This is a genomic window from Micromonospora gifhornensis, from assembly GCF_016863515.1.
Lineage (GTDB): Bacteria > Actinomycetota > Actinomycetes > Mycobacteriales > Micromonosporaceae > Micromonospora > Micromonospora gifhornensis.
Window position 1 is genome coordinate 1 of the sequence record NZ_BOPA01000020.1, and the last position, 24,004, is coordinate 24,004.

General features: G+C 71.8%; 21 protein-coding genes. 5 read left to right on the top strand and 16 right to left on the bottom strand.

Annotated features, from left to right (window positions below; translation table 11 throughout):
- Positions 1 to 12: 12 nt before the first annotated feature.
- Both Vgi01_RS14700 and Vgi01_RS14705 read right to left on the bottom strand, forming a co-directional pair.
- Positions 13 to 528 carry a 2'-5' RNA ligase family protein gene (locus tag Vgi01_RS14700; protein WP_102657047.1) on the bottom strand — a complete coding sequence of 172 codons (516 nt, stop codon included), beginning with the start codon at positions 526 to 528 and terminating at the stop codon, positions 13 to 15.
- A 32-nt stretch (positions 529 to 560) separates the two neighbouring features.
- Positions 561 to 1,607, bottom strand: a complete 1,047-nt coding sequence (locus tag Vgi01_RS14705; protein ID WP_204291390.1) for an NAD(P)-dependent alcohol dehydrogenase — start codon at positions 1,605 to 1,607, stop codon at positions 561 to 563.
- 117 nt (positions 1,608 to 1,724) lie between these two features.
- Here Vgi01_RS14705 and Vgi01_RS14710 point away from each other — a divergent pair, with 117 nt between their 5' ends.
- A complete protein-coding gene (locus tag Vgi01_RS14710) occupies positions 1,725 to 2,666 on the top strand; it encodes a DUF72 domain-containing protein (protein ID WP_204291391.1) in 942 nt (313 codons plus the stop codon).
- Between the two features lie 22 nt (positions 2,667 to 2,688).
- On the opposite strand, the gene Vgi01_RS14715 is transcribed toward Vgi01_RS14710, so the two are convergent.
- The 4 genes from Vgi01_RS14715 to Vgi01_RS14730 all read right to left on the bottom strand — a co-directional run bounded on the left by Vgi01_RS14715 (position 2,689) and on the right by Vgi01_RS14730 (position 6,045).
- Positions 2,689 to 3,069 (bottom strand): hypothetical protein, encoded by a 381-nt coding sequence (locus Vgi01_RS14715; protein ID WP_102657044.1) that lies wholly within the window; start codon positions 3,067 to 3,069, stop codon positions 2,689 to 2,691.
- 111 nt (positions 3,070 to 3,180) lie between these two features.
- On the bottom strand, positions 3,181 to 3,810 hold the full coding sequence (locus Vgi01_RS14720; protein WP_102657043.1) for a hypothetical protein: 630 nt from the start codon (positions 3,808 to 3,810) through the stop codon (positions 3,181 to 3,183).
- Between the two features lie 82 nt (positions 3,811 to 3,892).
- Complete coding sequence (locus Vgi01_RS14725; RefSeq protein WP_204291501.1) at positions 3,893 to 4,744, bottom strand: alpha/beta hydrolase family protein; 852 nt, start codon at positions 4,742 to 4,744, stop codon at positions 3,893 to 3,895.
- 89 nt (positions 4,745 to 4,833) lie between these two features.
- Complete coding sequence (locus tag Vgi01_RS14730; protein WP_126712304.1) at positions 4,834 to 6,045, bottom strand: globin domain-containing protein; 1,212 nt, start codon at positions 6,043 to 6,045, stop codon at positions 4,834 to 4,836.
- Positions 6,046 to 6,191: 146 nt separating this feature from the next.
- On the opposite strand from Vgi01_RS14730, the gene Vgi01_RS14735 reads away from it, so the two are divergent.
- Entirely contained in the window at positions 6,192 to 6,626 is a 435-nt protein-coding gene (locus Vgi01_RS14735) for an RrF2 family transcriptional regulator (RefSeq protein ID WP_204291392.1), read from the top strand.
- A gap of 51 nt (positions 6,627 to 6,677) precedes the next feature.
- Here the strand turns inward: Vgi01_RS14735 and Vgi01_RS14740 are convergent, their stop codons facing one another.
- Positions 6,678 to 7,937 carry an SGNH/GDSL hydrolase family protein gene (locus Vgi01_RS14740; RefSeq protein ID WP_204291502.1) on the bottom strand — a complete coding sequence of 420 codons (1,260 nt, stop codon included), beginning with the start codon at positions 7,935 to 7,937 and terminating at the stop codon, positions 6,678 to 6,680.
- Positions 7,938 to 8,273: 336 nt separating this feature from the next.
- On the opposite strand from Vgi01_RS14740, the gene Vgi01_RS14745 reads away from it, so the two are divergent.
- The 3 genes from Vgi01_RS14745 (at position 8,274) to Vgi01_RS14755 (ending at position 14,431) form a co-directional block, all read left to right on the top strand.
- On the top strand, positions 8,274 to 10,331 hold the full coding sequence (locus Vgi01_RS14745; RefSeq protein WP_204291393.1) for a DNA gyrase/topoisomerase IV subunit B: 2,058 nt from the start codon (positions 8,274 to 8,276) through the stop codon (positions 10,329 to 10,331).
- Positions 10,332 to 10,362: 31 nt separating this feature from the next.
- A complete protein-coding gene (locus tag Vgi01_RS14750; RefSeq protein ID WP_204291394.1) occupies positions 10,363 to 12,846 on the top strand; it encodes a DNA gyrase/topoisomerase IV subunit A in 2,484 nt (827 codons plus the stop codon).
- Positions 12,847 to 13,054: 208 nt separating this feature from the next.
- Positions 13,055 to 14,431, top strand: coding sequence for an RICIN domain-containing protein (locus Vgi01_RS14755; protein WP_199180117.1), 1,377 nt, complete (start codon positions 13,055 to 13,057; stop codon positions 14,429 to 14,431).
- Between the two features lie 90 nt (positions 14,432 to 14,521).
- Here Vgi01_RS14755 and Vgi01_RS14760 read toward each other — a convergent pair whose 3' ends face one another.
- The 9 genes from Vgi01_RS14760 to Vgi01_RS14800 form a co-directional block, all read right to left on the bottom strand.
- Positions 14,522 to 15,865 carry a uracil-xanthine permease family protein gene (locus Vgi01_RS14760; protein ID WP_204291395.1) on the bottom strand — a complete coding sequence of 448 codons (1,344 nt, stop codon included), beginning with the start codon at positions 15,863 to 15,865 and terminating at the stop codon, positions 14,522 to 14,524.
- Positions 15,866 to 16,043: 178 nt separating this feature from the next.
- A complete protein-coding gene (locus Vgi01_RS14765) occupies positions 16,044 to 16,679 on the bottom strand; it encodes an alpha-ketoglutarate-dependent dioxygenase AlkB (protein ID WP_204291396.1) in 636 nt (211 codons plus the stop codon).
- Between the two features lie 20 nt (positions 16,680 to 16,699).
- Positions 16,700 to 17,749: a PseG/SpsG family protein gene (locus Vgi01_RS14770; RefSeq protein WP_204291503.1), complete on the bottom strand. Its 1,050-nt coding sequence runs from the start codon at positions 17,747 to 17,749 to the stop codon at positions 16,700 to 16,702.
- Positions 17,746 to 18,480: a cytidylyltransferase domain-containing protein gene (locus tag Vgi01_RS14775; RefSeq protein WP_204291397.1), complete on the bottom strand. Its 735-nt coding sequence runs from the start codon at positions 18,478 to 18,480 to the stop codon at positions 17,746 to 17,748. Before Vgi01_RS14775 ends, Vgi01_RS14770 begins: the two co-directional genes overlap by 4 nt.
- Positions 18,473 to 20,338 (bottom strand): class I SAM-dependent methyltransferase, encoded by a 1,866-nt coding sequence (locus Vgi01_RS14780; RefSeq protein WP_204291398.1) that lies wholly within the window; start codon positions 20,336 to 20,338, stop codon positions 18,473 to 18,475. The genes Vgi01_RS14775 and Vgi01_RS14780 overlap by 8 nt, the downstream gene beginning before the upstream one ends.
- On the bottom strand, positions 20,335 to 21,174 hold the full coding sequence (locus Vgi01_RS14785; protein WP_204291399.1) for a hypothetical protein: 840 nt from the start codon (positions 21,172 to 21,174) through the stop codon (positions 20,335 to 20,337). Before Vgi01_RS14785 ends, Vgi01_RS14780 begins: the two co-directional genes overlap by 4 nt.
- Before the next feature lie 9 nt (positions 21,175 to 21,183).
- Positions 21,184 to 22,374: a DegT/DnrJ/EryC1/StrS family aminotransferase gene (locus Vgi01_RS14790; RefSeq protein ID WP_204291400.1), complete on the bottom strand. Its 1,191-nt coding sequence runs from the start codon at positions 22,372 to 22,374 to the stop codon at positions 21,184 to 21,186.
- Positions 22,371 to 23,381, bottom strand: a complete 1,011-nt coding sequence (gene pseB, locus Vgi01_RS14795) for a UDP-N-acetylglucosamine 4,6-dehydratase (inverting) (RefSeq protein WP_204291401.1) — start codon at positions 23,379 to 23,381, stop codon at positions 22,371 to 22,373. Before pseB ends, Vgi01_RS14790 begins: the two co-directional genes overlap by 4 nt.
- Positions 23,382 to 23,489: 108 nt before the next feature.
- Positions 23,490 to 23,999 carry a GNAT family N-acetyltransferase gene (locus tag Vgi01_RS14800; RefSeq protein WP_204291402.1) on the bottom strand — a complete coding sequence of 170 codons (510 nt, stop codon included), beginning with the start codon at positions 23,997 to 23,999 and terminating at the stop codon, positions 23,490 to 23,492.
- Positions 24,000 to 24,004: the final 5 nt, after the last annotated feature.

A 24,004-nucleotide genomic window follows, 5' to 3' on the forward strand; every position in this document is an offset into this window, starting at 1 on the left:
TGGGGGGGGTGGTTAGGGGAGGGGGTGGGAGATGTTGTGGGCGTGGTCGGTCAGGGCGGCGGAGGCGATTGTGGCTTCCAGGGGGAGGACTTCGAGGCAGCGGCGGACGGCGGCGGCCATCAGGGTGTTCGGCACGCGCATCGACAGGGTGCAGTGCGGGATCCAGCGGCCCGGGTGGTAGTGCTCGTGCAGGGCGATGCCGGCGGCGGCGAGCCGGTCGTACACCCGTCGATGGTGTGCCAGCAGCTCCGCGGTGGGCGCCGGGCCCAGCCAGAGCACCCGGCCGACGAACTGCCCGGCGTGCTGGAAGGACAGCCGCAGCGGTGCGGCCACCGTGAAACCGGCCAACGCCGCCGCCACCTGCTCCGGGTCGAACCGGGGCGCGACCGCGAGCGAGACGTGCGGTCGGTGCCGTTGCTCCAACAGCGACCGCAGGCTCTGCACCCCCTCGGCCTCCAGGGCATCCCAGAGCACCCGGATCCGGCGGGTGGCGACCGGGTCCAGGTAGAGCTCCAGCGCGGCGACCACATGATCATCCTAGAGGGCGCGGGAACCGGTGGTCAGGGCACGATCACGGCGCGGCCTTCGAGGGTGCCGTCCTGCATCTGCCGGTACGCGCTCATCGCGTCGTCCAGGGAGAACGTGGTGGTCTTCGGCGCAAGCAGCCCACGGGAGCCCAGGTCCAGCACCTCGATCAGCTCCGGTCGGCTGCCCCAGTAGGTGGTCTGGATGCTCACCTCGTACGGCACGGAGAAGAAGCTCACCGGCAGCGATCCGCCGCCGATGCCGACGATGGTCAGGTCGCCCACGGTACGCGCGGCGGCGGCACCCATCTTCATGGTGGCGTCCGCGCCGACGAAGTCCAGCACGACGTCCGCGCCCCGGCCGCCGGTGGCCGAGCGGATCTCCTCGACGGTCCCCTCACCCGACCGCAGCGTCTGGTCGGCGCCGCACTCCTCGGCCAGCCGCAACGCCTCGTCCCGGGTGTCCACGGCGATGATCCGGGCAGCGGTGGTGGCCTTGAGGATCTGCACCCCGACATGACCGAGCCCACCCACGCCGATCACCACGGCCGTGCTGCCGGGCGGCAGCTTCGGCCACGAGCGGCGGATCGCGTGGTACGGGGTCAGGCCCGCGTCGGTCAGCGGCGCCGCCAGCACCGGATCCAGCCCCTCGGGCAGCGGCACCACCAGCCGGGCGTCCGGCACCAACTCGTACTCGGCCATTCCGCCGTCCAGGCCGAGACCGCCTCCGCCCCCGGGGATGGGTGCGGCGGCCGGGTTCTCGCAGTAGTTCTCGGCACCGACCCGGCAGCGGGCGCAGGCGCCGCAGCCCCACGGCCCGTAGACGGCGACCGGTTGGCCGATCTCCAGTCCGGTCACACCGGCGCCGAGGGCGTGCACCCAACCGGCGTTCTCGTGACCGAGCGTGAACGGCGGATTCCAGGGCAGGGAACCGGCCTCGAAGTCGTGCATCAGGTGCAGGTCGGAGTGGCATGCGCCGGCGCCGCCGATCTTCACCACCACCTCGCCCGGGCCGGGTGTCGGCTCGTCGACCTCGACCAGTTCCGGTTCGCTCTTCCACGCAGGCAGCCGTAGCGCACGCATCCTTACCTCCAGTAAACCGCTGTAGCCAACTGGTGGGCTCCCCGGTTGCGGCCGATCCAAACCCACTGGCGCCGCCACCGGTTGCCGATCCCCGCCGGTGGCGGTGCACTGAATTACATGACTGTCATCAAGGTGGGCACGTCCTCGTGGGCCGACCGGACGCTTGTGCGCTCCGGCTGGTATCCGCGCGAGGCGAACACCCCGGCCGGCCGGTTGCGCCACTACGCGGGCAGGTTCGCACTGGTCGAGGTGGACACGTCGTACTACGCCGTGCCGGCACCGGAGACGACCCAGGGCTGGGTCGACGCCACCGGCGACGACTTCACCTTCAACGTCAAGGCGTACCGCCTCTTCACCGGCCATCCGACCCCGGTCGCCACCCTCCCCGCCGACCTGCGCCCGGTCGGCGGGCCGGCCCAGATCCGTCGGCGTGACCTGCCGCCGACGGCGTACGACGAGTTGTGGTGGCGGTTCCGCGCGGCGCTGGACCCGATCGCGGCGGCCGACCGGCTCGGCGCGGTGCTGTTGCAGTTCCCGCCGTGGCTGGCCCGCGGCGACGCGGCCCGACGGCGGATCGCGGAACTGGCCGACCGCTGCCGGCCGTGGCGGGTCGCCGTCGAGCTGCGACACGGGTCCTGGTTCGACGGTCGGGCGGCGCTGGAGACCCTGGCCTTCCTCCGCGACCAGGGGCTCACGTTCTGCTGCGTGGACATGCCGCAGGGCCACCCCGAGTCGGTGCCACCGATCCTGCACGCCACCGCCGAGCTGGCGATGGTGCGGATGCACGGGCACAGCACCGCCTGGGACGGCGGAGACAAGGAGGACCGCTTCCGGTACGCCTACGGCGACCGGGAGCTGCGCATCTGGTCGGACCTGCTGACCGAGTTCGCCGAGCAGGCCGACGAGCTGCACGTGCTGTTCAACAACTGCTGTGCCGGGCAGGCCCAGCGCGACGCCGAACGGCTCACCGGCCTGCTCGCCGCCGGGCGGGTGCCCGCCGGCCGATCGGCGCGCCAATCCGCCGGGCGGGTATCCGCCGGCCGATCGGCGCGCCACTGAGCGGGTCGTCCCGAGGCCGTGTTCAACCGCGCCGGGAGATCCCTTCCGGCCGCATGCCGGTCGCCTCCTCCAACGCGTTGTCCGGCAGATCCTCACCGGCCACCTCCGCCGGGAACGAGCGGCGCGGCGGCGCCGGATCCGGCGGTGCGCCCGGCCCGGCCGCCGGCGTCCGGGTCGGCTCCACCGACCCGAACCCGTGCCGGCCGGCGGGCGGATGCTCCCGCGGCGTCTCACCCGCCCGCCGTTCACCACGCCGACCCTCCGCCACGGCGGTCGGCTCACTGCCCTCGTCCATCGGTGAGTCCTCGCCGACGCCCCACGGCGGGTCGGCATCGAAGCCGTCAGTGGTCCCCCAGGGCTCGACGCCCTCGGGGCCCTGGTCCTGCCTGTCCCTGTCCGTCATGGCCACCTCGCTGATCGGCGCCGGTTGCCGGCCGGCGGTCCGGATGCTGCTGCCGGGCCTCAGCGGCGCGACCTCACCCGATGCCGCCGGACCGCCCGCGTCACCGCCATGTCAGTGGCCGTTGCGGCTCATCGCCTTCGACATCTGCATCAGGCCGCCGCCCTTGGCCATCGTCTTCGGTGTCTGCATCAGGCCGTTGGCCCGGCCGAGCATGCCGCGCAGCACCTGCCCGGGCTTCTGCTGCTCACCCATGTACGCGGTGACCACGATCAGCGCGCCGGTGAGCGCCGGGATGGCCCACTGGAGCAGCTTGAGCTGCCGTTGACAGGCGGCCACGTTCTGCGGCGTCTGCTGGTTCGGCTCGGTGACGCCGGCCACGCTGGTGCCGCCGGCCCTGGACAGCCGATTGCCGAGCATCCGGCTGTAACCGGTCGCCGCGAGGGCGCCGACGGTCAGGGCGGTCTTCAGCGTGCTCGCCCGACCGACGCCGCGCTGGGCGGCCATCCGCGGGCTCTCGGTGACCAGTTCACCGACGGCGCCCGCGAGGTGGGCGCCGATGGCGGCGGCGTTGACCGGCGTCCACTTGGACCAGCCGGCCGAAGCCACCGGAATTCGCTGGGTCGAGTCGCCGACCCGTGCCGCGGCGCCGTTGACGCCGAACGCCCCCATCAGGGAGCCGCCGAACCAGGCCGCCAGGCCCAGGTCGTGCATGGATCGCAGGGTGGTGTGCGTGTCCGACATGATGTGTCCCCCTCAGCCGTTTCGAGCGCTGCGGCTTACCCCCGATGCGGGGCACTAATCGTGGGGTCGGGGACAGCCTGGATCAGCGTGCGGGGAGGGCGGCGGCGAACGCGGCGACCCGCGCGGCCAGCGGCTCGGCGGCGTGCCGTACCCAGGTGAAGTGGTCGAGCGCGACGCCGTCCGGGCCGCCGTGCCGCTCGCGGACGACGGGAGCCGCGGCGAGCTTGGCGCAGAGCCGGTCCAGCGTCGAATGGGGGGTGTACTGGTCGTCGTCGACGCTGACCGCCAGCACCGGGGTGCGGATCTGCCGCACCGCCGCCTCGGTGTCGACGCCGTCCAGGTGCGGGAAACGGCCGGTCCGCGCGGTGTGCGCCCAGTCGCGGATCACCCCGCGCGCCTGGCGGCCACCGAATCCCCAGCCGGGCCAGACCCCGAGCAGCCGGGCCGTGGCGGCGATGCCCTGGGTGTACGGCAGCACGCCGTACCGCCGTGGGCCGGTGAAGTCCCGCCAGTACGGGATGCCGACGGCCACCAGCACCAACCCGTCGACCTCCTGCTCGCCGTGCAGGGCCAGGTGCAGCACGGCGGCCTGCCCACCGAGGGAGTGCCCGAGCAGCAGCGTGCGTCGACCGTCGAAGCGGGCCTTGAGCGCTGTGCGTACCGCACCGATGTCGGCGGCCAGTTCGGTGTAGCCGTACCGGCAGGCCCGGCTCGGCCGGGGCGTGCTCTCGCCGGTGCCGCGCAGGTCGGCCACGACCACGGCCAGCCCGGCGGCGCGCAGGGCGGTGGCGAACGGCCGGTAGTACCGGGCCCGAACCCCCATGGCCGGCACGACAAGCACCACCGGTGCCTCCGCCGGGCCGGTGGGCTCCGGGTAGACCTGGATGCCCAGGCGGGCGCCGTCGACCTGGACGAAATCCTGCACGTATTCCACAGTCGCGCTCACCCGTACAGGTTACCCGCGAGTAGGGTGCGGTGGGGGCGGCCCCCGGCGGGGTCGCTCGACCCGCCGGGGGCGGCGCACTAGCCGCGCAGCATGCCCGGACCGAACACCTCGTAGGCGATCCGCTCCACCGGTACGCCCCGGCGCAACAGTCCACCCCGGACGATGTTCATGAACGGCAGTGGCCCGCAGAGGTGCACGTGGGCGTCGGGGGAGAGCGGGATCGACTCGGGGTCCACCCGGCCGCCGGTCACCTCGACGGCTACCCCGGGCAGTGCGACGTCGCTGGTGTCCTCGTACCACAGCCTGGTGCGCAGGTTCGGCAGCGCGGCGTGCAGGCGCGGCAGATCGCCGCGCAGCGCGTGGGCGGCGCCGGCCCGGTCGGCGTGCACCAGCACCACCGGGCGCTGCGGCGCGGTGACCGCCAGATGTTCCAGCGCGGCCATCGCCGGGGTCAGCCCGATACCGGCGCTGACCAGCAGCAGCGGGCCGTCGCCCGCGACGGCGTTGACCTCGCCGAAGGGTGGGCTGAGCCGCAGCGTCGTACCGACCGTCACGTGTTCGTGCAGGAAGGTCGAGACCTGGCCGTCCGGTGCGCCGTCGATCCCGCGCAGCCGCTTGACGGCGATCCGCCAGTGCGCGGCACCCGGGCGTCCGGCGAGGCTGTACTGGCGGATCTGCCGGCCGCGGCCGCCGCCGAGGTCGACCGCGACCGAGGTGTACTGGCCCGGCACGAAGGTGGGCACCTCGCCGGAGTCGTCGGGCGTCACGGTGAACGAGACCACGTCGGGGGTCTCCTGCCGGCGCGCCGTCACCCGCCACGGGCGCCACACCGGCTCGCCCTCGGTCAGCCCGGCGGCGGCGTAGAGCCGGGCCTCCCGGGCGACCAGTTCGACGGCGAGCAGCCAGTAGACCTCGTCCCAGGCGAGGGCAACGGACGGGGTGACCGCCTCGCCGAGCACCTCGCCGACGGCGGCGAGCAGGTGCCGGCCCACGACGGTGTACTGGGCCGGAGTGATCCCCAGGGAGGCGTGCTTGTGTGCGATGCGGTCCAGCACCGGACCCCACGGCGTGGCGCCCGCGCCGATGAGGTGCTCGGCGTACGCGACCACGGCGGCGGCCAGGGCCGCCTGTTGGCTGCCGCTGGCCTGGTTGCCCCGGTTGAACAGGTCGAGCAGCTCGGGATGCGCGGCGAACATCCGCTGGTAGAACCGGCGTGTGATGGCTTCGCCGTGCGCCCGTACGGCGGGCAGGGTCGCCGTAACCACCTCTGCTGAGGACTGGGTGAGCACGATGTTCTCCTTCGGGACGAACCTTACGGACGCGCCCACAAAAACAGGTATTGCAGGTACCTCTTTAGGGTCGAAGGTCCCGGATCACCGGTCGCGCGGATCACACCGGCGGCCGGTGCGGCCCGCGGCCACCGTAAGGTCGAAAGGTGAAGCTCAACCGGTCCACCGACATGGCGATGCGGATCGCCATGCTGACCGCCGCCTCCGGCCGCAGGACCACTGTGGACGAGTTGGCGCAGCGACTGGCGCTGCCCCGCAACCACGTGGCCAAGGTGGTGCAGCGGTTGCAGCACCTCGGCGTGCTGGTGACCATCCGCGGCCGTTCCGGCGGGGTGGCGTTCGCCGCGGACGGCGCGACCTACACCGTCGGGCAGGTGGTCCGGGCGTTCGAGGGCGACGGTGAGGTGGTCGACTGCGAGGCGCCGGCCTGCCCGCTGCGGGCGGCCTGCCGGTTGCGGATCGAGCTGCGCCGGGCGCAGGAGGCGTTCCTCGCCGTGCTCGACCGGGTCAGCCTGGCGGATCTCGTCGACTCACCGACCGGCCCGGTGCTGCTCGCACTCGGTGCCCCGCCTGCGCCCTGAGCGGTGACGGCGACCGGCCCGCACCTCGGGATGCGGGCCGGTCCCGGATGGTCAGGAGACGCTGATCGTGCCGTTCGAGGCCCGTACGCAGGCCACTGAGCGGGCCGTGGTGGTGGCCGCTCCGGCCAGGCACTGGCCGAGCACCTGGTGCCCGGCGGCGTTCGGGTGCCACGACTCCTGGCAGGTCTGGAAGTAGGTCACGCAGGTGTTCGCGATCCGCTGGATGGCGATCTTGTCCTTGCCGGAGAGGCTGGTGACGAAGGTGCCGTTGGGCGGGTTGTCCATCAACCGGATCGGGGTGGCCAGCGTGCCGGTCGGGCTGTTCGAGGTCTCGCAGAGCCGGGCGCCGTCGAAGGCCCGCTGGACGTTGAGGTAGACCAGGTCGGTGCCGGGGAACTCGGCGGCCAGGGTGTCCCGGGTGGAGCGCACGATGGTGCCGAGTCCCTGGGAGAAGCGGTGGCCGGGGGCGAGGCTGGCCCGGTGGATCGGGCAGCCGGCGGCGTACCGCTCGGCACCGAGGGCGCGGAACTTGTCCCGGGTGTCGTCCCGGCTGTCCTCCGAGTGGTACGGCGAGGCCAGGTCCAGCGGCAGCGGGTTCGTGTAGTCCTGCAGCACCACCCGGTGCTGACCGTCGGCGTCCACCTCGCGCAGGGTGGTCAGGATCTGGCGTACCGCGGCGGTGGTCTCGGCGGTCGCGGCGCTGATCTGCGCGGCGGTGGCCAGGTCCGCGTCGGTGCAGGGCTTCTGCTCCACCGGGCCGTTGAGGTACGCCCAGAACTCCCACCAGCCGGTCCAGGCGTCGGCGATGAACCGGTTGGCGCACTTCTCGGCGACCCCGCCGAAGGTGAACGAGCTGTTGTTGGAGCCCAGCCCGATCAGCACCAGGTCGATGTCGTGGGTGCGGGCGACGGTGCGAAGCTGGTCGAGTTGGGCGGCCACCTGACGGCCGTTGGCGCGCGCCGACGAGGCGGCGGCGATGTCGCGCGGCTGGCCGCCGGAGCAGGCCAGGTTGAACCGGTCCTGGATGCCGGGCAGCGACGCCTTGTGCAGCGAGGCGTTGCCGGACCGGTGGCAGAAGAAGGCGTTGCTGTTCGACGCTGTCCAGCCCGGGAAGCTGCGTGCGACCCCGGTCGAGTCGACCACCGGCTGGTACGCCCCGGCACCCTCGCCGCTGATGAAGCTGTCGCCGAGGGCGACCGCAGCGGTGGGCAGCGCCGCGGCCGCGGGAGCGGCGGTGGTCACGGCTGTGGAAAGGGTCGCCGCGGCGACGGCCAGAGCCATCGCGGCGGCGGTACGACGCAACCCGGACATGGCATCCCCATCCATTCATGGAAATATGAAAGATCCTCTGGTGCGTGATGGAATCACGCAGGTGTGACGTACGTCAACAACGGGAAACAGATGTGACATCTGGGTCAGGCGGGAGTTAAATCCCAGCCCACACCGGAGGCGGCACCGGGCATAAGGCGCGACGCCGGGGCGTTGACCGCGGCAGGTACCACCAGCGGCGGCCTCCTGCGGCGCGCCGCGCGGGTGTCCGCATCAGCTGTCGGGGCGTACGGCTACGCTCGCTGCGGCCGTCCCACGCTGGGCCAACCACCGACGGTGCGGGGCAGCGCATCGCCGAGACCGGGGAGTACGACGGAGTTGACCGCAGAGCCAGAGACCCTGTACGGGGCCGACGACCTCACGCACCTTGAGGGGCTGGACGCCGTCCGCAAACGGCCCGGCATGTACATCGGCTCCACCGACAGCCGTGGCGTGGGTCACCTCGTCAACGAGATCCTCGACAACTCCACCGACGAGGGCGTCGCCGGCCACGCCACCACCATCGAGGTCACCCTGCACGCCGACGGCTCGGTGCAGGTCGACGACGACGGCCGGGGCATCCCCACCGACGTGCACGCCCGCTCCGGCATCTCCGGCGTCGAGCTGGTGCTCACCCGGCTGCACGCCGGCGGCAAGTTCGGCGGCTCCGGCTACAAGACCTCCGGCGGTCTGCACGGCGTGGGCGCCTCGGCGGTCAACGCGCTGTCCCGCCGCTTCGACGTCACCGTGCGCCGCAGCGGCAAGGTGCACACCATGTCGTTCCGCCACGGCGTGCCCGGCATCTTCGACGGCGACGGCCCGGACGCGCCGTTCACCCCCGGCCCGGGCCTGCAGGTCGTCGGCGCCATGAAGCGCGGCCAGCGCACCGGCACCTCGATCCGCTACTGGTACGACGCCCGCTACTTCGAGACCGGCGCCACCCTCGACCACGACGCCGTGCGCGCCAAGCTGCGCCACACCGCCTTCCTGGTGCCCGGGGTCAGCTACACCCTGCGCGACCTCACGGTCGAGGAGCCGACCAGGGAGCAGTTCCACTACCCCAACGGGCTCACCGACATGGTGGACTTCCTCGCCCCGGCCGGCGACCGGCCGGTCTCCGGCACCCTGCTGGTCACCGGCGAGGGCACCTACCGGGAGAACGCCGCCGACGCCAACGGCGTCATGCAGTCGAACGTCCAGCGGCGCGCCGAGATCGAGGTGGCGTTCCGCTGGGGCACCGGCTACGAGCGCACCGTCGAGTGCTTCACCAACACCATCCGCAACGCGCACGGCGGGACTCACCGCAAGGGCTTCGAGCGAGCTCTGGCGCGTACCCTCGCCGACGCCGTACGCAACACCCGTGGCCTGCTCAAGGCCAAGGAGGACGCGCCCACCCTGGACGACGTGCTGGAGGGCATGACCGCGGTGGTGCACGTGCGGGTGCCCGAGCCGCAGTTCACCTCGCAGACCAAGGACGAGCTCTCCACCGCCGGGGTCACCAAGGTGGTGCAGGGCCTGGTCGAGCAGCACCTCAAGTCCTGGCTGGACGACCGTAAGACCAAGACCGAGGCGCGTACGGTCCTGCAGAAGATCGTCGACGCCGCGCGGGTACGCCTGACCCAGAAGCAGCAGAAGGACGCCGCCCGCCGCAAGACCGCCCTCGAAGGCGCCGCCATGCCGGCCAAACTGGTCGACTGCCGCGCCTCAGGGATCGATAGAAGTGAATTGTTCATCGTGGAAGGGGACAGCGCCCTGGGCACAGGGCGACTTGCCCGTTCCGCCGAATATCAGGCGCTTCTGCCGATTCGGGGCAAGATCCTCAACGTGCAGAAGGCCAACCTCCAGCAGGTGCTGGACAATGCCGAGTGCGCGGCGATCGTGCAGGTGCTCGGCGCCGGCTCCGGGCGTACCTTCGACCTGTCCGCGATGCGGTACGGCCGGGTGCTCATCATGGCCGACGCGGACGTCGACGGCGCCCACATCCGGACCCTGCTGATCACCCTGTTCGCCCGGTACATGCGACCGCTGATCGAAGCGGGTCGGCTCTACGCCGCGATGCCGCCCCTGCACAAGATCACCACCAAGGGGCGTAACCCGGAGACCGTCTACACCTACACCCAGGCGGAGATGGAGGCGACCGTCCGCAAGCTGGAGCAGGCCGGCAAGCAGATCGTCACCCCCATCCCCCGGTTCAAGGGTCTCGGTGAGATGGACGCCGACGAGTTGTGGGAGACCACGATGAACCCGGCCACCCGCTCGGTGCGCCGGATCACCCTGGACGACGTCGACGCCGCCGAGCGCATCCTCGAACTGCTGATGGGGGAGAAGGTCGAGCCGCGCCGCAACTGGCTGATCGACTCCGCCGACCGCGTCGACCGCGACGCCATCGACGCCTGACCAACGGGTTCTTCGGAAGGAAAGCTGAACCATGGCACGCCGCAAGGAAACGAAGGTCGACCACTCCGCGTTCGACCGGGCCGGCGCGCGGGTCTTCGACAACCCGCTGGTCACCGAGGTCTCCGACTCCTACCTGGAGTACGCCTTCTCGGTCATCCACTCCCGCGCCCTGCCGGACGCCCGCGACGGCCTCAAGCCGGTGCACCGGCGCATCCTCTACGCCATGTACGAGTCGGGCTTCCGGCCCGACCGGGCGCACGTCAAGTCGGCCCGCGTGGTCGGTGACGTGATGGGCCGCTACCACCCGCACGGCGACACCGCGATCTACGACGCCATGGTTCGGATGGCGCAGGACTTCTCCCTCAACGTCCCACTCATCGACGGGCATGGAAATTTTGGGAGTCCAGACGATGGACCGGCGGCGGCGCGTTACACCGAAGCGCGGATGTCGCGGGAGGCGATGCTGCTCGTCGGCGAGCTGGGTGAGGAGACCGTCGACGTCGAGCCCAACTACGACGGCTCGCTGACCCAGCCCACCGTGCTGCCGGCCGCCTTCCCGAACCTGCTGGTCAACGGCACTTCCGGGATCGCGGTCGGGATGGCGACCAACATGATCCCGCACAACCTGGGCGAGGTCGTGTCGGCGGCGCGCTGGCTGATCCGGCACCCGAACGCCACCCTCGACAAGCTGATGGAGTTCGTGCCCGGCCCCGACCTGCCCACCGGTGGTCTGCTGCTCGGCCTCGACGAGGTGCGCCGTGCCTACGAGACCGGCCGGGGCGTGGTGCGGATGCGCGGCAAGGTGGAGATCGGTCCGCTGGAGGGCAGCCGGGGTCGGCAGGCGATCACCGTGGTCGAGTTGCCGTACGGGGTGGGCGCGGAGAAGGTCATCGCGGCCATCACCAACGAGGTCACCAAGACCAAGCGGCTGACCGGGATCGCCGACGTCAAGGACCTGACCGACCGGGAGAACGGCACCCGCCTGGTCATCGAGTGCAAGGTGGGGGTCAACCCGCAGGCGTTGCTGGCCGACCTGTACCGCCTCACCCCGCTGGAGCAGTCCTTCGGCGTGAACAACCTGGTGCTTGTCGACGGGCAGCCGCGCACCCTCGGGCTGAAGGCGCTGCTGGAGGTGTTCCTGGCGCACCGCTACGAGGTGGTGACCCGGCGCAGCGCGTACCGCAGGCGTAAGCGCGAGGAGCGGCTGCACCTGGTCGACGGTCTGCTGATCGCCCTGCTGGACATCGACAAGGTGGTCAAGCTGATCCGGGCCAGTGAGGACGCCCAGGAGGCCAAGGACGGCCTGATGCGCCGGTTCAAGCTCTCCGAGATCCAGGCCAGTTACATCCTGGACACCCCGTTGCGTCGGCTGACCAAGTACGACCGGCTGGAGTTGGAGGCCGAGCAGGAGAAGCTGCGCGCCGAGATCGCCGAGCTGTCCACCATCCTGGACGACGAGAACGTGCTGAAGAAGCTCGTCTCCGACGAGTTGGCTGCGGTGGTCAAGCAGTTCGCCGCACCGCGTCGGACCACGCTTGTCGACGGTGACCTGAAGGAGGTGCTCGCCGCCTCCGCCCCGGCCGGGCCGCTGGAGGTGGCCGACGACCCGTGTCAGGTGATCCTGTCCGCTACCGGTCTGGTGGCGCGGACCGCGGCCGAGTCGGAGGAGGCCGCCGAGGGGCGCCGCCGGCACGGCCGGGTCAAGCACGACGCGGTACGCGCGGTGGTGCACTCCACCGCCCGGGGTCGGGTGCTGCTGGTGACAAGCGCCGGTCGCGCGTTCAAGGTGGACGTGTTGCCGTTGCCGGTGTTGCCGGAGCAGGCGGGCACGGTGTCGTTGCGTGGTGGGATGTCCGCGGCCGAGTTGGTGCCGTTGGAGCCGGGGGAGAGCGTGGTCGGTCTGGCGCCGCTCGGCCCGACGGCCGAGGGTTCTCCCGGTTTGGCGTTGGGCACCCGGCAGGGGGTGGTCAAGGTGTGTGCCCCGGACTGGCCGGTCCGCTCCGACGAGTTCGAGGTGATCGGGCTGCGGGACGGCGACGAGGTGGTCGGGGCGACCTGGTTGACCGACGGTGCGGAATCTCTGGCCTTCCTGACCAGCGCGGCGTCGCTGTTGCGTTTTCCCGCCGGCACGGTTCGCCCGCAGGGGCTCAAGGGTGGCGGCATGGCCGGCATCGCCCTGCCGGCCGGGACGCAGGTGGTGTACTTCGGTGCGGTGCGTACCGACGATCCGCAGCACGGTGAGCCGATGGTGGTCACCTCCACCGGCGGCACTGTCAAGGTGACGCCGTTCGCGGCGTACCCGGCGAAGGGGCGGGCGACCGGCGGGGTGCGTGCGCAGCGGTTCCTCAAGGGTGAGACCGACGTGGTCGTCGCTTGGATCGGTCCTCGCCCGGTGGGCTCGACGGCGAATGGCGAGCCGGTCGAGCTTCCGACCGCCGATCCCCGTCGGGACGGCTCCGGTTTCGCCGTGATGCTCGGCCCCACCGTGATCGGTCATCAGATCGATCGCCAGTAACTGGAGGTCCCGGTCTGGCCTGGACGTGTGAATCGGGCAGGTCGGAGACGTATCGATGCTCGTCATTGACGTAAGACGTATGACGACGCTACGTTGAGGCTGTCCGCAGGGGCAGCCTTGACGTGTTTGCACCACCACCCGGACGTCGGCGCCTGCGGCAACGTGCGCCTGTCCTGAGCGCGCGTGGTCCCAGTCGAAGGAGTCAGTAATGACCGGTGAGGTACGTCCCGCCTCTCCTGAAAGACGTCGACGGTCCTCCGCAGTGGCTGCGGCCGGTGCGGCACTCCTGGTGGCCAGCACACTCGTCGCAATCGATGCGGCCCCCGCTGCTGCCGCGACGCCGGACACCAATGCCTGGTACGTGCTCGTCAACCGCAACAGCGGCAAGGCGCTGGACGTGTACGGGCTGGCCACCAACGACGGCGCGCGGATCAGCCAGTGGTCGCGCAACGACGGGGCCAACCAGCAGTGGCAGTTCGTGGACTCCGGTGGTGGCTACTACCGGCTGAAGTCGCGGCATTCCGGCAAGGTCCTGGACGTGTCGGGGGCGTCGACCGCCGACGGTGGCGCCATCGTGCAGTGGGCGGACCACAACGGGACGAACCAGCAGTTCCGGCTGGCCGACTCCGACTCCGGCCACGTCCGGCTGATCACCCGGCACAGCAACAAGGTGGTGGAGGTGCAGGGCGCCTCGACCGCCGACGGGGCGAACATCGTCCAGTACGCCGACCACAACGGCGCCAACCAGCAGTGGCAGTTGGTGGCGGTCGGTGGCGGGTCCACGCCACCGCCCACGGGTGAACCGGGGGCCGGGTGCGGCAGGGCACCGACGTTGAGCAGTGGCTCGCACACGATCCAGAGCGGTGGCAAGAGTCGCAGCTTCATCCTGCGGATTCCCGCCAACTACAACAACAACACCCGCTACCGGTTGATGTTCGCGTTCCACTGGTTGGGTGGCACCTCCGGTGATGTCGCCTACGGTGGCGCCGACGGGGCCGCCTGGGCCTACTACGGGCAGCAGGAGCAGTCGAACAACAGCGCGATCCTGGTCGCGCCCCAGGGCATCGGCAACGGCTGGCCCAATTCCGGCGGCGAGGACGTCACCTTCGTCGACGACATGATCCGGCGGATCGAGAGCGACCTCTGCGTGAACACGACGCAACGCTTCGCCCTCGGTTTCAGCTATGGCGGTGCCATGAGTTACGCGCTCGCCTGCGCCCGACCGAACATCTTCCGGGCCGTCGCGGTGTACGGCGCGCCGCGAGAGCTGAGCGGGTGCAGCGGTGGCACCCAGCCGGTGGCGTACTTCGGTATCCACGGCATCTCCGACAACATCGCCAGCGGGCGGGCGTTGCGCGACAGGTTCGTCCGCAACAACGGCTGCAACCAGCAGAATGCGCCGGAACCGGCGCCGGGTAGCCGGACGCACATCACCACCGTCTACTCGGGGTGCCGTGCCGGGTATCCGGTGCAGTGGGGCGCGTTCGACGGCGGTCACACCCCCGGCCACGTCGACGGTGGCGGTGACAGCGGCGCCAGGACGTGGACCAAGGGCGAGGTCTGGCGGTTCTTCTCGCAGTTCTGATCCGGACGTGTCGAAGTCCCCGGCGCTGGCCGGGGACTTCGACATCCGGTTCGGCCTCGACGCTGCCGGCGAGCCGAGCGGTGAATCTGCTCAGAGTTCCGGCTCGGGGCCCTGGCGGGAGGTCGGGGTGGTGTTGCGGAGGCGGGCGATCAGGCGCATGCCGTGGTACGCGATCAGGGCGGCGGCGGTGCCCAGGGCGATGCCGTTGAAGGAGAGGTCGCCGGCGGTGAGGGTGTAGTCGGCGGCACCGATGATCACCGCGACGGCGGCGGTGAGCAGGTTCACCGGGTCCTGGAAGTCGACCCGGTTGTCCAGCCAGATGCGGGCGCCGAGGATGGCGATCAGACCGTAGAGGGCGGTGGTGGCGCCGCCGAGCACGCCGGCCGGCACGGTGAGGATCAGCGCGCCGACCTTCGGGCTGAGCCCGAGCAGCACCGCGGCCAGCCCGGCTACCCAGTACGCGGCGGTCGAGTAGACGCGGGTCGCCGCCATCACACCGATGTTCTCCGCGTACGTGGTGGTGCCGGAGCCGCCGCCGGAGCCGGCGAGCACGGTGGCCAGGCCGTCACCCATGAACGCCCTGCCCATGTCGCGGTCCATGTTCCGGCCGGTGGTGGCGGCCACCGCCTTCACGTGGCCGGCGTTCTCCGCGATCAGCACCAGCACCACCGGGATGATCAGCACCACCGCACGCAGGCTGAAGCTGGGCGAGTGGAACTCGGGCAGCCCGATCCAGGCGGCCTCCCGTAGCCCGGTGACCGTCGTCGGGTCCAGCCCGCCGGTGAGCGCGGCGAGCAGCCACCCGACGAGCACCCCGAGCAGGATCGACAGCCGGGCCAGGAAGCCCCGGAACAGCACCGTGAACAGCAGGATCGACACGAGCGTGACGACCGCGACCAGTGGTTGGGCCTTGACCCCGCCGTCGCCGCCGCCGTCCCAGGCCACCGGGGCGAGGTTCAATCCGATCAGCATCACGATGGCGCCGGTGACCAGGGGCGGCATCAGCCGGCTGATCCAGCCCGCGCCGGCGATCTGCACGACCAGGCCGACCAGGGCCACCGCGACGCCGGCCACCACGATGCCGCCGAGGGCCGGGCCGATGTCACCGCCGGCCTTGGCCGCCAGCACCGGGGCGATGAAGGCGAACGACGAGCCGAGGTACGACGGCAGCCGGTTGCCGGTGATGAGCAGGAACAGCAGGGTGCCCAGCCCGGAGAAGAAGAGCGTGGTGGCGGGCGGGAAGCCGGTGATCAGCGGCACCGTGAAGGTGGCGCCGAACATCGCCACCACGTGCTGCACGCCGATGCCCAGGGTGCGGGGCCAGGAGAGCCGCTCGTCGGGCTGCACCACGTCGCCGGGGCGTACGGTGCGGCCGTCGCCGTGCAGGGACCAGGGCGACCAGCGGGAACGCGGTTCGGTGGGGGACTGGGTCATGGTGGCCCTTCACGTCGAAGTGCTGACGGGGGCGATCGACCCTGGAGGTAATTTCTAGCACGGCCGGTCGCGGGGCCTGCGGAGGCTGCGGGTGGCGGCGGGCGGCTGCGGTTGGCTGCGGCGTTAAGAAGGGGCCCTTCCTCTACCCGAGGCGTTAACAAGGTGCCCTTCCTTACCGTCAGGCGACGCCGGCGGGGCGGAACTGGACGCTGACGCGGGGGCCGACCGGGCGGGTGGTCTTGGGCACCGCGTGCTCCCAGGTGCGTTGGCAGGAGCCGCCCATCACGACCAGGTCGCCGTGACCGAGGGGGAAGCGCAGGCTGGCGCCGCCGCCGCGTGGGCGCAGCAGCAGGTGGCGGGGGGAGCCGAACGAGACGATGGCGACCAGGGTGTCGGTGTGTGCGGAGCGGCCCTGGGTGTCGCCGTGCCAGGCCACGCTGTCGCGGCCGTCGCGGTAGAGGCACATGCCGGCGGTGACGAACGGCTCGCCCAACTCGTCGGCGTAGTGCCGGGTCAGCGTGGTGCGGGCGACCGAGAGCACCGGGTGCGGCAGCGGCCGGCCCGCGCCGTACCAGCAGAGCAGGCGGGGGACGTCGACCTCGGTGTCGTACATGGTGCGTCGCTCGGCCCGCCAGGGCACCTCCCGCAGCAGGACGTCGAGCACCTGGTCGGAGCCGTGCACCCAGCCCGGCAGGTGGTCCACCCAGGCGCCCCGACTCAACGGATGCCGGCGCAGTCGTCCCGGCAGCGGCCCGAGCGTCGGCTCCGCGTCGGTGACGTCCAGCATCGACGGCTGGTAGGCGGCCTGCGACATAGGGGCACCCTAGCAGGCGATTAGCACAAGCGTTCTACCGAACGGCGAAGCGTGTCGAGCACGGCGTCGACCACTCGGGCCCGGCCCCGCCCGTCGACCGCCGACCAGGCCCGCTGCGACAGCGCCGCCCGGTGTTGCGCACTGCCCAGCAGCGCGTCCAGGGTCCGCGCGGCGGCGGCCCGGGCGGTCGGGTCGGCGACCAGGGTCGGCAGGTCGCCGAGCCCGGCGGCCAGCCCGGCGGCGACCACCCGGTGGTACGACTCACGCTGGTTGTCCACCACGCAGACCAGCGCCGACGGCGCACCCAGACAGCACAGCTCCCAGGTCGACGTGCCGGCCGCGCTGACCACCAGGTCGGCGGCGGCGATCAGGTCCGGCAACCGGCCGGTCGGCGGCAGCACCGTCAGCGTCTGCCCCGGCGCCGGGACGAGCCGGGCCAGCCGGTCGGCCAGGTCGGGACGGCCGGCGACGACGGTGAGCGCCATCGGCCGGCCGGTGGACAGCAGCACCTCGGTCAGCAGCGGCGCCGCGCCGGCCGCGTCGGTGCCCCCGAAGAAGGCAAGCACCGTCGGACGGTCCACCGGCACCGCCGGGCGGGCCGCTGCCGGCCGGGCGGCCAGCACCTCACCCCGCAGCAGGGCGTACGCGCTGCCGGCCAGCAGCCGTCCCGCCGGCACCACCAGGTCGGTGTCGAAGTTCTGGTCGAGGTAGAGGTCGGCGTCCTGCCCCCGGGTGTCGCCGTCGACGATCGCCAGGGTCACCACGGCCGCCGCACGCACCGCACCGGCCGCGGCCGGATCCAACTCGTACGAGTCGAGCACCAGCACGTCCACCTCGTGTCGGCGTACCGTCTCGACCAGTTCCTCAGGCGTCTCCGGGCCCGGATGCCGTGGGATGCCTCGGGCGGCGAGTTGGTCGGCCGCCCAGTCGACGCCGGCCACCGTGCCGAACATCTGGACCCGAGCACCCCGGCTCAGGAACTCCTCACCGAGGGCGAGGCAGCGGACCAGGTGCCCGACCCCGCGCTGCGGCCCGGCGTCGCACCGCAGACCGACCCGTGGCGTGTTCAGCTCTCCTCCAACCGCTTCTGCCGGACGTCGGCGTTGAGGGCCCGCAACTGCGGCTGCCCGTCGAGCCAGTCGGCGAGCTTGGCCAACGGCACGCTGACGTCGCCGAACTGCTCCACCACCGCCCGCACCAGCTGCCAGTCCGGCTCGGTGTCCAGGGTGAGCCGCAGCGCGGAACGATCCGGGGTCAGCGTCACGCCGAGCACCCGGAACAACTCCGGATGACGGTACGCGTACGAGGTGACGTGCACCCGGTGGTGCGCGGTGGCGAGCCGGTCCACGGCCCGCAACGCGTCGGCCCGGATGATCTCGACGTCCAGCCCGCGGGGCAGCGTACGGGCGATCGACGTGCTGACGTAGTCCAGCCCCGACGCGCCCCGGTACACCCCGGCGACCAGGGCGACGATCTCCGGGTCGAGCAGCGGACAGTCGGCGGTGAACCGCATGACGGCGTCGGCGGGATACGCGTCGAGCGCACCGACGAACCGGGTCAACACATCGTCGACGGGCCCCCGGTGCCAGGCCACCCCGAGCCGGTCACACTCGGCGACCACCGCGTCGTCGGAGCCGTCGGTGCTGGTCGCCACCACCAGGTCGGCGAGCACCCCGCTGTCCTGAGCAGCCCGCACCACCCGACCGAGCACACTGCGACCGGCCAGCGGGCGCAGCACCTTGCCCGGTAGCCGGGACGAACCCATCCGGGCCTGGACGATGCCCACTATCCGGTCACTCACGGTTGCCGTCCTTCCGGGTGATGGCCGCACGGGCCCGTCGTTTCACGGCCCGTGCCCCTCGACGGGCGATGCGGGCCGGGGTGACGGCCAGCCGGGCGAGCTGGTAACTGACAGTTCCGCTGAGCAGGTCGAGCTTCGCCTCGGCCCGGCGCAGCGCCTTCTCCCGCGAGGCGAGCAGGTCCTCGGTCCAACTCAGCGCCGCAGCCAGCCGGGTGTTCTCGTCCCGCTGCCGCAGCCAGGCGTCGCGCAGCTGCTGGTAGCTGTGCCGTCCGGGCGGCAGGTCGGTGGACGTGACCGTCCGCAGCCCGGCCTCGGGGCCGCCGCGTCGATCGGCGCCCCGACTGTCCCGGTGTTCTGCCTCTCGGATGCGTCGGACCGCGGCGTCGACGTCCAGCGCGGCTTCGACGTCCAGCGCGGCGTCGACAACGGCCCGGTCGAAGTCCCGCCCGGCCACGCCACCGAGGACCACGGTCAGACCGATCGCATCCAGTGTGGAGGTCCACGGGTGGGCGTAGCCGCCGGTGAGTAGTTCGGTGGCGAAGCGCCACAGGGCCCGGGCCAGCACCACGTCGACAGGTAACGGGTCGTCGACCCGCCAGCTCGGATCGAGCACCGCGAACCGGTCACCGGCGACGACCAGGTTGTCCACCCCGGCCAACGCCACCGCACCGGTGAGCGGGTCGGCGGCGGCCTGGTGGGTGAGCCAGTCGGCGTAGCCGCGTAGCAGTCGACGCAGCAGGGCCGTGTCGCGGCGCAGGCAGCCGTCCAGCAGCAGGTTGTGCAGCAGACGGCCGTCGGGCACCGGCCCGTCCGGCGCCGCCGGATCGAGGTGGGCGATCTCCCGACTGGCGTACGGCGCGGGCGTCGCCGCAGCCGCCACCGGCCCCGGTCGATGCCAGTGCCAGCCGTGCGGACCGTCGACGACCTCGACGATCCGGGTATCCGAGCCGCCGCCCCACAGCAACACCGGTAGTCGCCCGTCGTCGGCCGTGGGCGTGGCGGTGGGCAGGCCGGCTGCCGACATCGCCGGTTCGGGACCGAAGGCGGGCGGGCGGTGGGCGACGGCCAGCCAGGACGGGGCGAGGTCGCCCGCCCGGCCAGCGAACAGCGCGTCGACCGCCAGCCGGGCCGGGTCGGCGAGCACGAACCGGCCGGTGTAACCGTGGGTGCAGCTCTCCTGCAGGACCGCCTCGAACAGCCCGGAGGTGGTCCGCCGGGCCAGCTCGTCGGTCGCCAGCAACGCGGTGGTCGACTCCGGGCGGGGATAGCCGGCGTAGCTTCCCGCCACCCGCAGCCCCACCGCGTCGAGCCGTAGCCGCAACTGGTCCAGGTTCGCCGGACGGCTCTGGTCGAGCACCCCGCCGAGGGTCCACTCGGCGTCGTCACGGCCGACGTACCAGCCGCAGGACGCCACCAACCGGTGGACACCGAGCGGGTTGTCCAGCCGCAGCAGCAGGACGCCGCCGGGGCGTACCGCCGCCGCCAACCGGGCCAGCACCCCGTCCCAGCCCAGCCGGGGGCCCTCCACCGACTCCACGGTGTCCAGCCCGGCGGCGGCGATCACCACGTCGTACGCCTCGTCGGCCGGTAGGCATGTTGCTCCGGCGGCCACCACCCGGTCGACCCGGCCGGCCAGCGCCGCCGCGTCCGGATAGCCGCGCAGCAGAGCGGTGACCCGGGCCCCGCCCAGCGCGTCGAGCACGGCCGGATCGACCGGCCCGGCCAGCAGCACGTCGGCACCGGGCGGCACCAGCCGCGCGACCAACGCGGCAAGCGGCCGGTTGCCGGCGTCGGCACGCTGGTCGGACCAGGTCAACATCTCGCCGCCGGGCAGCGTCACCGCCGTCTCGGTCGTCACGCTTCCTCCTTGTGCACAGCAGCCGTCCAACCGAGCAGTTCGCGCAACGCGGCCGGTGGGTAGCGGTGGTCGACGCCCAGCTCGGCGCGGGCGATCTCCACGGCGGTCGGCAGGTGCACCTGTTCGCCGTGCAACTCGGGCCACTGCCGCCGGATCCGGGCGGTACCGCCGAAGGTCGGATCCTCGTCGGCCAGCACCATCGGGTTGCCGTACACCGCAGGTTCGCAACCGGCCGCGATGCCGTAGAAGACGGCGCTGGTCAGCCGGTTGGAGGCGACCCGGGCGTGCCGGCGCAGTTCGGTGAGCTGGCGGTCCAGGAAATCCGGGTCGGTGCCGGACCACCAGTGCCCGCGGTAGCCGTGGCAGATGACCCGGAAACCCGCGTTCTCGTACCGGCGACGGACCCGGCGCATCCGGTGCTCGTGCCAGTAGAGGCAGACCGTGACCGGCCCGGGTTCGGTGTCCCGGATCTGGGCGATCAGCCGGTCGTGGTCGCCCTCGACGTGCTGGCCCTCCCAGCCGTGGAACGGGTACCAGATGGTGCCGGCCCGCTGCGGCGGCGACTGCGGTTCGGGGCGCATCGCCAGCAGGTAGCCGAACGGTGCCCCGATCACGGTGACGTTGCGCCGCCCGACCGACCAGGCCCGCCGCCGGGTCTGCTCCGACCACAGCAGACTCGGGGTGCCCTCGGCGTACGGGTGTCCGGGGGCCAGGCCGTCACCGATGTTCCAGCCGTGCTGGACGTACCCGTTGATCCGCGGTGGATGCCCGTCGCCGAGGCCCGCGTACCGGGCCAGCACGTGGGCGTGGCCGTAGAAGTGGTTCGCGTGGTGCATCGGCGTCCCTCAGGTGACGGGGCGGACCGGGACGCCAGCCGGTCGTGGAGGTCCAGGCCAAACTGGTCGCCGCAGGGCCGCGGCGAGCGCGTCGACGACACGCTCCTGGTCGCTGTCGCGCAGCCCCGGAAACAGCGGCAGCGACAACTGCTGGGCGTAGAACCCCTCGGCCACCGGGCAGCTGCCCCGCCGGTAACCGAGGTCGGCGAACGCCGGATGCCAGTGCACGGGAAGGTAGTTGACCTGTACTCCGATGCCGGCGGCGCGCATCGCGTCGTACACCTCGCGGCGTCGACCGTCGAGCACCCGGATCGGGTACAGGTGCCAGGCCGGGCTCGCCCAGTCCCGTCGCCCCGGCGTCAGCACGCCCGGCAGGTCGGCGAGGGCTTCGTCGTAGCGGGCCACCAGTTCGGCGCGGCGGCGCAGGAAGGCATCCAGGCGGCGCAGCTGGCTGCGGCCCAGCGCGCAGAGCACGTCCGGCAGCCGGTAGTTCAGCCCGAAGGCGTGCACCTCCTGGTGCCAGCCGCCCTCGTCGGGCCACCGCAACTCGTCGCGTTCCCGGACCAGGCCGACGGTGCGGAACCGGCGAGCCCGGGTGAGCAGCTCGGGGTCGCCGGTGGCGACCGCGCCGCCCTCGGCGGTGGTCAGGTTCTTGGTGGGGAAGAAGGAGAACGTGGTCAGGTCGGCGAGCGAGCCGACCGGACGGCCCCGGTAGGTCGCGCCGATGGAGTGGGCGGCGTCGGCGAGCAGCAGCGCGTCGCTGCCGGCGACAGCGGCCCGCAGCGCGTCGTAGTCGGCCGGGTGACCGGCGTAGTCCACCGCGGCGACGACAGCCGTCCGCCCGGTGGTCGCCGCAGCCACCGCCGCCGGGTCGAGGGTGAACGTCTCCTCCTCGACGTCGGCAAAGACCACCCGCGCGCCCAACGCGACCGCGCTGCTCGCGGTGGCGACGAACGTCATCGGCGGCACGATCACCTCGTCGCCGGGGCCGACCCCGGCCGCCGCGTACGCCACGTGCAACGCGGCCGTGCCGTTGGAGACCACGGCCACCCCGGCCCCGCCGGCCCACCGGGACAGCTCCGCCTCGAAGGCGGCGACCTCGGGGCCGGTGGTGAGCCAGTCGCTGCGCAGCGCCGCGACCACTGCCGCGACGTCGTCGTCGGTCACCGACTGCCGGCCGTACGGCAGGAGAGACGTCATGCTTCGCCACCGGCTGGCAGGCTCGCCGCCGTGATGCCGAGCATGTCGCGCAACTGCGGCACGCTGAGCCACTCGTCGTTGGTGTCCGACTGGTACGCGAAGCCGTCCGGCACCGGCGCACACTCCACCGGCGGCTGATAGCCCCAGGTCGCGATGGTCGGCTGGACGATGAACCGGTCCTTGGCGATCAGCGTCCGCCGGCTGTCGTCCGGGGCGATCATCTCCTCGTGCAGCTTCTCGCCGGGGCGGATGCCGATCTCGTGGGTGGTGGCGTCCGGGGCGACCGCCTCGACCAGGTCGAGGATGCGCATGCTCGGGATACGCGGCACGAACAGTTCGCCGCCCTGCATCTGGTCGAACGAGTCCATGACGAACTGCACGGCCTGGTCGAGCGTGATCCAGAAGCGGGTCATCCGCTTGTCCGTGATCGGCAGGCTTTTGCCCTCGGCGGCGAGCCGCCGGAACAGCGGCACCACCGAACCCCGGCTGCCCACCACGTTGCCGTAGCGCACCACGGCGAACCGGGTCGGGTGGTGCGCGGCGTAGTGGTTGGCGGAGATGAACAGCTTGTCGCCGACCAGCTTGGTGGCGCCGTACAGGTTGATCGGGCTGGACGCCTTGTCGGTGGAGAGCGCGATGACCTTGCGCACTCCGGCTTCGATCGCGGCGTCCACGACGTGCTGGGAACCGGTGATGTTCGTGGCGATGAACTCCGACGGGTTGTACTCGGCCGTGTCGACCTGCTTGAGGGCGGCGGCGTGCACCACGTGGTCGACGCCGTGCATGGCGCGGGTCAGCCGGTGCCGGTCCCGGATGTCGCCGATGAACCAGCGCAGCCGGGGGTCGTCACCGAGTTGCTGGCGCAGCTCGTACTGCTTGAGCTCGTCGCGGGAGAAGACCACCACCCGCGCCGGGTCGGCCTCGGCGAGGAGATGCCGCAGGAAGGTCCTGCCGAAGGAACCCGTACCCCCGGTGACGAGGATGGACGATCCACTCAGCTCGCTCAATGTGGTGCTCCCGTGTTCGTCGTGATGCGGTTGACCGGATCCACTCAACCGGTGAATGGCCGGCCGGCGGAAAACGTCTCGTGAACAGTTGATGGACGGTACGATAAATCAGCGCCTACGGCGGGCCGCACGATCGAGAGAAATGGGAATGACAGTGATTTCCCGACCGTCGTGAACCTCTGCTCGTCCGGTGCCTTCGACGAATCGAAACCGTCGGTTCATCTGGCGTACGGCGGTGTTGTGCGCGAGCACCTCGCCGTCGAGCCGGTCCAGATTCAGCACATCGAAGGCGTGGTCCACCGCTGCGCGCATGACGTCGATCCAGGCGGGCAGCGTCTCGCCCCGCTCGGCCAGCGCGTCGGCATCCAGGTAGAAGCCCCAGGAGCCGGTACGCGGAGCGTCGAACCGCAGGTCGAAGAAGGTCACCACCCCGCAGGGCAGCCCGTCGCGCAGGTAGATCAGCACCCGCCGGGCGGGGTCGACCCGGACGGCCGCCCACCAGTGGGCGTGCTCGTCGGCGCTTATGACATGGTGCGTCCTGCTGGCCATTCGGTTGATTTCCTGATTACGCCAGGACAACATCAGGTTAACGTCTTCCTCGGTGGCGTCACGCAGCATGTCCC

Bases quoted from the DNA above. Each gene is read 5' to 3' on its own strand.
- Vgi01_RS14760 (WP_204291395.1), bottom strand. From the start codon at position 15,865: ATGACCCAGTCCCCCACCGAACCGCGTTCCCGCTGGTCGCCCTGGTCC.
- Vgi01_RS14765 (WP_204291396.1), bottom strand. From the start codon at position 16,679: ATGTCGCAGGCCGCCTACCAGCCGTCGATGCTGGACGTCACCGACGCG.
- Vgi01_RS14785 (WP_204291399.1), bottom strand. From the start codon at position 21,174: ATGCACCACGCGAACCACTTCTACGGCCACGCCCACGTGCTGGCCCGG.
- Vgi01_RS14800 (WP_204291402.1), bottom strand. From the start codon at position 23,999: ATGCTGCGTGACGCCACCGAGGAAGACGTTAACCTGATGTTGTCCTGG.
- Vgi01_RS14790 (WP_204291400.1), bottom strand. From the start codon at position 22,374: ATGACGTCTCTCCTGCCGTACGGCCGGCAGTCGGTGACCGACGACGAC.
- Vgi01_RS14705 (WP_204291390.1), bottom strand. From the start codon at position 1,607: ATGCGTGCGCTACGGCTGCCTGCGTGGAAGAGCGAACCGGAACTGGTC.
- Vgi01_RS14740 (WP_204291502.1), bottom strand. From the start codon at position 7,937: ATGTCCGGGTTGCGTCGTACCGCCGCCGCGATGGCTCTGGCCGTCGCC.
- Vgi01_RS14755 (WP_199180117.1), top strand. From the start codon at position 13,055: ATGACCGGTGAGGTACGTCCCGCCTCTCCTGAAAGACGTCGACGGTCC.
- Vgi01_RS14715 (WP_102657044.1), bottom strand. From the start codon at position 3,069: ATGACGGACAGGGACAGGCAGGACCAGGGCCCCGAGGGCGTCGAGCCC.
- Vgi01_RS14750 (WP_204291394.1), top strand. From the start codon at position 10,363: ATGGCACGCCGCAAGGAAACGAAGGTCGACCACTCCGCGTTCGACCGG.
- Vgi01_RS14720 (WP_102657043.1), bottom strand. From the start codon at position 3,810: ATGTCGGACACGCACACCACCCTGCGATCCATGCACGACCTGGGCCTG.
- Vgi01_RS14710 (WP_204291391.1), top strand. From the start codon at position 1,725: ATGACTGTCATCAAGGTGGGCACGTCCTCGTGGGCCGACCGGACGCTT.